Origin of the sequence: Virgibacillus sp. LDC-1, assembly GCF_030137545.1 — a bacterium.
Lineage (GTDB): Bacteria > Bacillota > Bacilli > Bacillales > Amphibacillaceae > LDC-1.
Map to the genome: position 1 here is coordinate 21,281 of NZ_JARUVL010000024.1, position 6,000 is coordinate 27,280.

Genomic DNA, 6,000 nt, shown 5'->3' on the forward strand with positions numbered 1-6,000 from the left:
TTTCGTTATTATTCGTTTATTTGCGCTTTGTGGAGGGTAAAGTCCTTGTGTTACGCTTTATATCGTAAACAAAACGAAAGGATGATTCACTATTACTAGTGAAATAAAGATGAATTACACTTCCGAAATGGAAAGAGCAATGCAGCAGTCGCATAAGATGGGATATGAGGAGTACAGTCGCAAGCTTGACAATCGACTCGCAGTGGAAAAACGGCGTCACAAGGATTACCAACAATGTAAACAAATAATTGCTGAGATAGACAGTCAGCTTCATAGATAGGGAAATGAACAACTGGTGCTTTCAATAAAGAAGGCACCAGTTTTTATGTATATAGGTGCCTTCAAGCAATGCTTCATTAAGTTCTTTGGAAATAAGGCTGGAAAGGGTATTCCCATTATAATGGAATTAAAAAGGAAGACATTTAAAAGAGTTGAATATAGATTCGAAATGATTTAAGATTGTAATGAGAATAAATTGAGAATGGATGTAAAATTTTCTCAAGAAAATAAAGAATTATAATATATGGAGGTATAGATATGGCTGGATCAACACTAGAAATTAAGAATCTTCATGTTTCAATTGAAGGCAAGGAGATATTAAAAGGTGTAGACCTTACAATAAAGGGTGGCGAATTCCATGCGGTAATGGGACCGAACGGAACTGGTAAATCTACCCTAGCGTCCGCAATTATGGGACATCCGAAATATGAAGTAACAGAAGGATCCATCTTACTTGATGGTGAAGATGTATTAGAAATGGAAGTGGATGAAAGAGCACGTGCAGGACTATTTCTTGCGATGCAATATCCAAGCGAAATTAGCGGTGTAACAACCTCAGACTTCCTACGATCTTCCATCAATGCACGTCGTGAAGAAGGCGACGAAATTCCATTAATGAAATTTATTAAGGAAATGGATAACACACTTGATTTCCTTGATATTGACAAAAACATGGCACAGCGCTATTTAAATGAAGGTTTCTCTGGTGGGGAGAAAAAACGAAACGAAATTCTTCAGCTCATGCTATTGAAGCCAGAAATCGCAATTTTAGATGAGATTGATTCTGGATTAGATATTGATGCATTGAAAATCGTATCCAACGGAATTAATAAAATGCGCAGTGAAAACTTTGGCTGCTTAATTATTACCCACTACCAACGATTATTGAATTACATTACACCTGATTATGTGCACGTTATGATGCAAGGTCGTGTAGTGAAATCCGGTGGTCCAGAACTAGCACACCGTCTAGAAGCAGAAGGATATGAGTGGCTAAAAGAAGAACTAGGTATTGAAGACGAAACAATCGAGCAAAATGCATAATCGTTAGGAGGGGTAACATGACTGTTGAAACAAAGCTGCCATATGAGAAAGAATATATTGTCCAGTTTTCCGAAGGCAGGAAAGAGCCGGAATGGATGAAGTCATTGCGTGTTCAAGCATTGGAGCAAGCAGAGACGCTTGAAATGCCCAAGCCTGACAAAACAAAAATAGGCAAATGGAATTTCACACGCTTTGCCCATGACTACAAAGAAGGCAATTCCATTTCGATGACAAATTTACCAGTTGAAATACAAGATTTTTTTGATAAAGATAACCTACCAGAAAATCTGTTGATTCAACGCAATCAATCGCTTGCTTTTAGTTCGATGAACAAGGATTTAAAGGATAAGGGTGTTATATTCACGGATATCTTTACAGCGATGCAGGAGCATGAGGAATTAGTGAAACGTTACTATATGAAAGATGCAGTTTCTGTTGATGAGCATCGTTTAACTGCATTACATGCTGCATTGATGAATGGCGGGATATTCGTCTATGTTCCGAAAAACGTGCAAATAGAAGTGCCATTACAAGTTGTATTCTGGAATGAAGCACCTGATAATGCTTTCTTTAATCACGTATTAGTTGTAGCTGATGAAAATAGTTCTTTAACTTATGTAGAAAACTATATTTCTCATAATGAGGAAGAAGAATCTGTTGCCAATATTATTACGGAAGTTATTGCCCATAACAATGCGAAGATTTCATTTGGTGCAGTAGACAACTTTGCTGCTGGAACGACAACTTATATTAATCGTCGTGGGATTGCTTATCGTGATGCAACGATTGATTGGGCATTAGGACAAATGAATGATGGCAATACAGTTTCTGAAAACATTACGAATTTAATTGGTGATAATTCGTTATGTCACGCAAAAACAGTGACAGTTGGTCGCGGGAATCAAACGCAAAACATTACTGCTAAAACAGTTCACTGGGGTAAAAATGCAGAAGGATATATTTTACAGCATGGTGTTATGAAGGACAGTGCTACTAATATATTCAACGGAATCGGGAAAATTGAAAATGGTGCTTCTGGATCAAACGCAGAGCAAACGTCACGTGTGCTTATGCTAAGTGAGAAAGCACGTGGAGATGCCAACCCAATTTTATTAATTGAAGAAGATGATGTTATGGCAGGCCATGCTGCATCTGTTGGACGTGTAGATCCGTTACAGCTTTATTACTTAATGAGCCGCGGAATTACAAAAACAGAAGCAGAACGATTAGTAATCCATGGTTTCCTTGCTCCAGTTGTAAGCCAGCTTCCAATTGCGTCTGTGAAGGAACAGTTGACGCAAGTGATTGAAAGGAAAGTTTACTAATGGATGTAAAATCCATTCGCCAGCAATTTCCGATCTTAAACCAGGAGATCAATGGCCACCCATTAGTTTATTTAGATTCTTCCGCAACAGCACAAAAGCCACTTTCGGTAATTGAAGCTGTCGACGCTTATTACCGTGAAGACAATGCTAATGTTCATCGCGGTGTGCATACACTAGGATCAAGAGCAACGGATAAATATGAAGGAGCTCGCGAAAAGGTCCGCAGATTTATTCATGCGAAGTCATCAGCGGAAGTTATTTTTACACGTGGTACAACAACAGCGATTAATACCGTTGCTTACGGCTATGCGCGCCAGATTTTAAAGGAAGGCGACGAAATTGTTATTACGCCAATGGAGCATCATAGCAATATCATTCCTTGGCAGCAAGCTGCAAAAGCAACAGGAGCGACATTAAAGTATATTCCGTTAGAAGAAGACGGTACACTTTCATTGGATGCTGTTCGTGAAACGATTACAAAGCAAACAAAGCTTGTTGCTGTTGCCCATGTTTCAAATGTGCTTGGTACGATTAATCCAGTTAAAGAGATTGCGACAATTGCCCATGAAAATGGTGCCGTAATTCTACTTGATGGCGCTCAAGGCGCACCACATATGAAGGTGGATGTTCAAGAATTAGATTGTGATTTTTATGCGTTTTCTGGTCATAAAATGGGTGCTCCAACAGGGATTGGGGTATTATATGGAAAACGTGCACTTTTAGAACAGATGGAGCCTGTGGAATTTGGTGGCGAAATGATCGACTTCGTTAACTTATATGATTCCACTTGGAAAGAGCTTCCTTGGAAGTTTGAAGGAGGTACACCAATCATTGCTGGTGCAATTGGACTTGGTGCTGCGATTGATTTCTTAAACGAAATTGGCATGGATGCAATAACTGCGCACGAAGAAAAGCTTGCGCATTATGCAATGGATAAATTAAGTACGATTGATGGGATAAGCATTTATGGACCAAAGGAAAGAGCAGCACTTGTAACCTTTAACTTAGATGATGTACATCCACATGATGTTGCAACCGTGCTTGATGCAGAAGGCATTGCTGTTCGAGCAGGCCACCATTGTGCACAGCCGCTAATGAAATGGTTAGATGTAACAGCAACAGCTAGAGCTAGCTTCTATTTATATAATACAGAAGAAGATGTGGATAAATTAGTTGAAGGACTCTTGAAAACAAAGGAGTATTTTGGTGATGTCTTTTAATAACCTCGATTCACTATACAGACAAGTAATTATGGATCATTATAAAAACCCACGAAATCGGGGCAAGATTGAAGGGGACGTTCTAACGGTAGATATGAACAATCCTACATGTGGTGATCGGATACAGCTTCAGCTTAAGGTAGAGGATGGCATTGTATCAGATGCGAAGTTCGACGGAGAAGGTTGTTCAATCAGCATGTCGTCTGCATCGATGATGACGCAAGCAATCAAAGGGAAAAAGGTAGAAGATGCCTTAGCTATGTCAAAGGATTTTTCCAATATGATGCTAGGAGAAGAAGTCGAATTCGAAGATGATATTGCCGCCCTACATGGCGTATCAAAATTTCCTGCTCGTATTAAATGTGCAACACTTGCTTGGAAAGCGATGGAAAAAGGTGTGCATGAACAGGAAGAAAACGAATAAAGCTTTTTATCAAGGTAGGATAGCCGAAAATAATTAAAGGAGGTTGTATTCAATGGCAAAAAATATGCCGGAGATGGAAGAATATAAATATGGTTTTCGTGATAAAGACGTATCTATTTTTCGTACCGAAAAAGGTCTTACACGAAAAATAGTTGAAGAAATTTCCAGTATGAAGGAAGAGCCACAGTGGATGTTGGATTATCGCTTAAAAGCATTAGAGCATTTTTATTCACGTCCAATGCCACAATGGGGTGGAGATCTTTCCGAATTAAATTTCGATGAAATCGTTTATTATGTAAAGCCTTCTGAAAAACAAGGAAGAACCTGGGATGAAGTACCAGAGGAAATCAAGCGTACCTTTGATAAGCTCGGTATTCCAGAGGCGGAACAAAAATATCTTGCAGGTGTTTCTGCACAATATGAATCAGAGGTTGTTTATCACAGTCTAAAGGAAGACCTAGAAGAACTAGGGATTATTTTTAAAGATACAGATACAGCATTAAAGGAGCATGAAGAATTATTTAAGGAATACTTTGGTAAAGTAATTCCAGCAACAGATAATAAGTTCTCAGCTTTAAACTCTGCTGTTTGGTCAGGTGGTTCCTTTATCTATGTTCCACCAGGTGTCAAAACAACTACACCACTACAAGCATATTTCCGGATTAACTCGGAAAATATGGGACAATTTGAACGGACATTAATCATTGTTGATGAAGGTGCATCTGTTCATTATGTAGAAGGCTGTACGGCACCAGTATATACGACAAATTCCTTGCATAGTGCAGTTGTTGAAATCTTTGTTAAAAAGGATGCATATTGCCGCTATACAACCATTCAAAACTGGGCAAACAATGTGTATAACCTTGTTACGAAGCGTGCAACCTGTGATGCCAATGCAACAATGGAATGGATTGATGGAAATATCGGCTCGAAGCTAACAATGAAGTATCCTGCCGTATTATTACGCGGAGAAGGTGCTCGCGGACATACGCTTTCCATCGCCATTGCTGGTCGTGGTCAAGTGCAGGATGCAGGAGCAAAAATGCATCACCTAGCTCCAAACACTTCTTCAACAATCGTATCGAAGTCGATTGCCAAACAAGGTGGTAAAGTAAACTACCGTGGACTCGTTCACTTTGGCAGAAAAGCAGAAAATGCACGTGCGAATATTGAGTGTGACACATTGTTAATGGATAATGAATCTATTTCAGATACGATTCCATACAATGAGGTATACAACAATAACATTTCACTAGAGCACGAAGCAAAGGTTTCGAAGGTTTCAGAGGAACAGCTCTTCTATTTAATGAGCCGTGGCCTTACAGAAGAAGAAGCAACAGAAATGATCGTAATGGGCTTTATCGAGCCATTTACAAAAGAATTACCAATGGAATACGCAGTAGAAATGAACAGACTTATCAAGTTCGAAATGGAAGGTTCGATTGGATAATAATGATGTAACGATTGATATGACTGACTTTGAGTGGTATCAATAAACGAGCAAAAAGAGGCTTATGCCTAATTTGTGCCTAAATGGAATTGGTTTTGTGCCTAAAAAGAGGAGAAAATGGACGATTTATTCATCGGGAGTGTAAACTGAACTGTGTAAGTAGGAGAGCGTACGGCTCTTGCTTCGCAGTTCAGTTTTTTTATTGTAAGATAAAAATATAGCGATTGGGAGGTTATTCTATTGACCAAGTCAAAGCGA

General features: G+C 39.1%; 6 protein-coding genes. All 6 read left to right on the forward strand.

What is annotated here, in order from left to right; all coding sequences use genetic code 11:
* Positions 1 to 109: 109 nt before the first annotated feature.
* The 6 genes from QBK89_RS14240 (at position 110) to sufB (ending at position 5,742) form a co-directional block, all read left to right on the forward strand.
* Entirely contained in the window at positions 110 to 280 is a 171-nt protein-coding gene (locus tag QBK89_RS14240) for a YuzK family famiily protein (protein WP_284141724.1), read from the forward strand.
* A gap of 257 nt (positions 281 to 537) precedes the next feature.
* Positions 538 to 1,323 carry a Fe-S cluster assembly ATPase SufC gene (gene sufC / locus QBK89_RS14245; protein ID WP_284141725.1) on the forward strand — a complete coding sequence of 262 codons (786 nt, stop codon included), beginning with the start codon at positions 538 to 540 and terminating at the stop codon, positions 1,321 to 1,323.
* A 17-nt stretch (positions 1,324 to 1,340) separates the two neighbouring features.
* The gene (gene sufD / locus QBK89_RS14250) at positions 1,341 to 2,648 is read left to right on the forward strand and encodes a Fe-S cluster assembly protein SufD (protein WP_284141726.1); all 1,308 of its coding nucleotides are present in this window, start codon (positions 1,341 to 1,343) and stop codon (positions 2,646 to 2,648) included.
* Positions 2,648 to 3,868: a cysteine desulfurase gene (locus QBK89_RS14255; protein ID WP_284141727.1), complete on the forward strand. Its 1,221-nt coding sequence runs from the start codon at positions 2,648 to 2,650 to the stop codon at positions 3,866 to 3,868. Before sufD ends, QBK89_RS14255 begins: the two co-directional genes overlap by 1 nt.
* Positions 3,858 to 4,292, forward strand: coding sequence for a Fe-S cluster assembly sulfur transfer protein SufU (sufU, locus tag QBK89_RS14260; RefSeq protein ID WP_284141728.1), 435 nt, complete (start codon positions 3,858 to 3,860; stop codon positions 4,290 to 4,292). Before QBK89_RS14255 ends, sufU begins: the two co-directional genes overlap by 11 nt.
* A 52-nt stretch (positions 4,293 to 4,344) precedes the next feature.
* The gene (gene sufB, locus QBK89_RS14265; RefSeq protein WP_284141729.1) at positions 4,345 to 5,742 is read left to right on the forward strand and encodes a Fe-S cluster assembly protein SufB; all 1,398 of its coding nucleotides are present in this window, start codon (positions 4,345 to 4,347) and stop codon (positions 5,740 to 5,742) included.
* Positions 5,743 to 6,000: the final 258 nt, after the last annotated feature.

Excerpts from the sequence above, each read along its gene's own strand:
- sufU (WP_284141728.1), top strand. The coding sequence starts at position 3,858 with ATGTCTTTTAATAACCTCGATTCACTATACAGACAAGTAATTATGGAT.
- QBK89_RS14240 (WP_284141724.1), top strand. The coding sequence starts at position 110 with ATGAATTACACTTCCGAAATGGAAAGAGCAATGCAGCAGTCGCATAAG.
- sufC (WP_284141725.1), top strand. The coding sequence starts at position 538 with ATGGCTGGATCAACACTAGAAATTAAGAATCTTCATGTTTCAATTGAA.
- sufD (WP_284141726.1), top strand. The coding sequence starts at position 1,341 with ATGACTGTTGAAACAAAGCTGCCATATGAGAAAGAATATATTGTCCAG.
- QBK89_RS14255 (WP_284141727.1), top strand. The coding sequence starts at position 2,648 with ATGGATGTAAAATCCATTCGCCAGCAATTTCCGATCTTAAACCAGGAG.
- sufB (WP_284141729.1), top strand. The coding sequence starts at position 4,345 with ATGGCAAAAAATATGCCGGAGATGGAAGAATATAAATATGGTTTTCGT.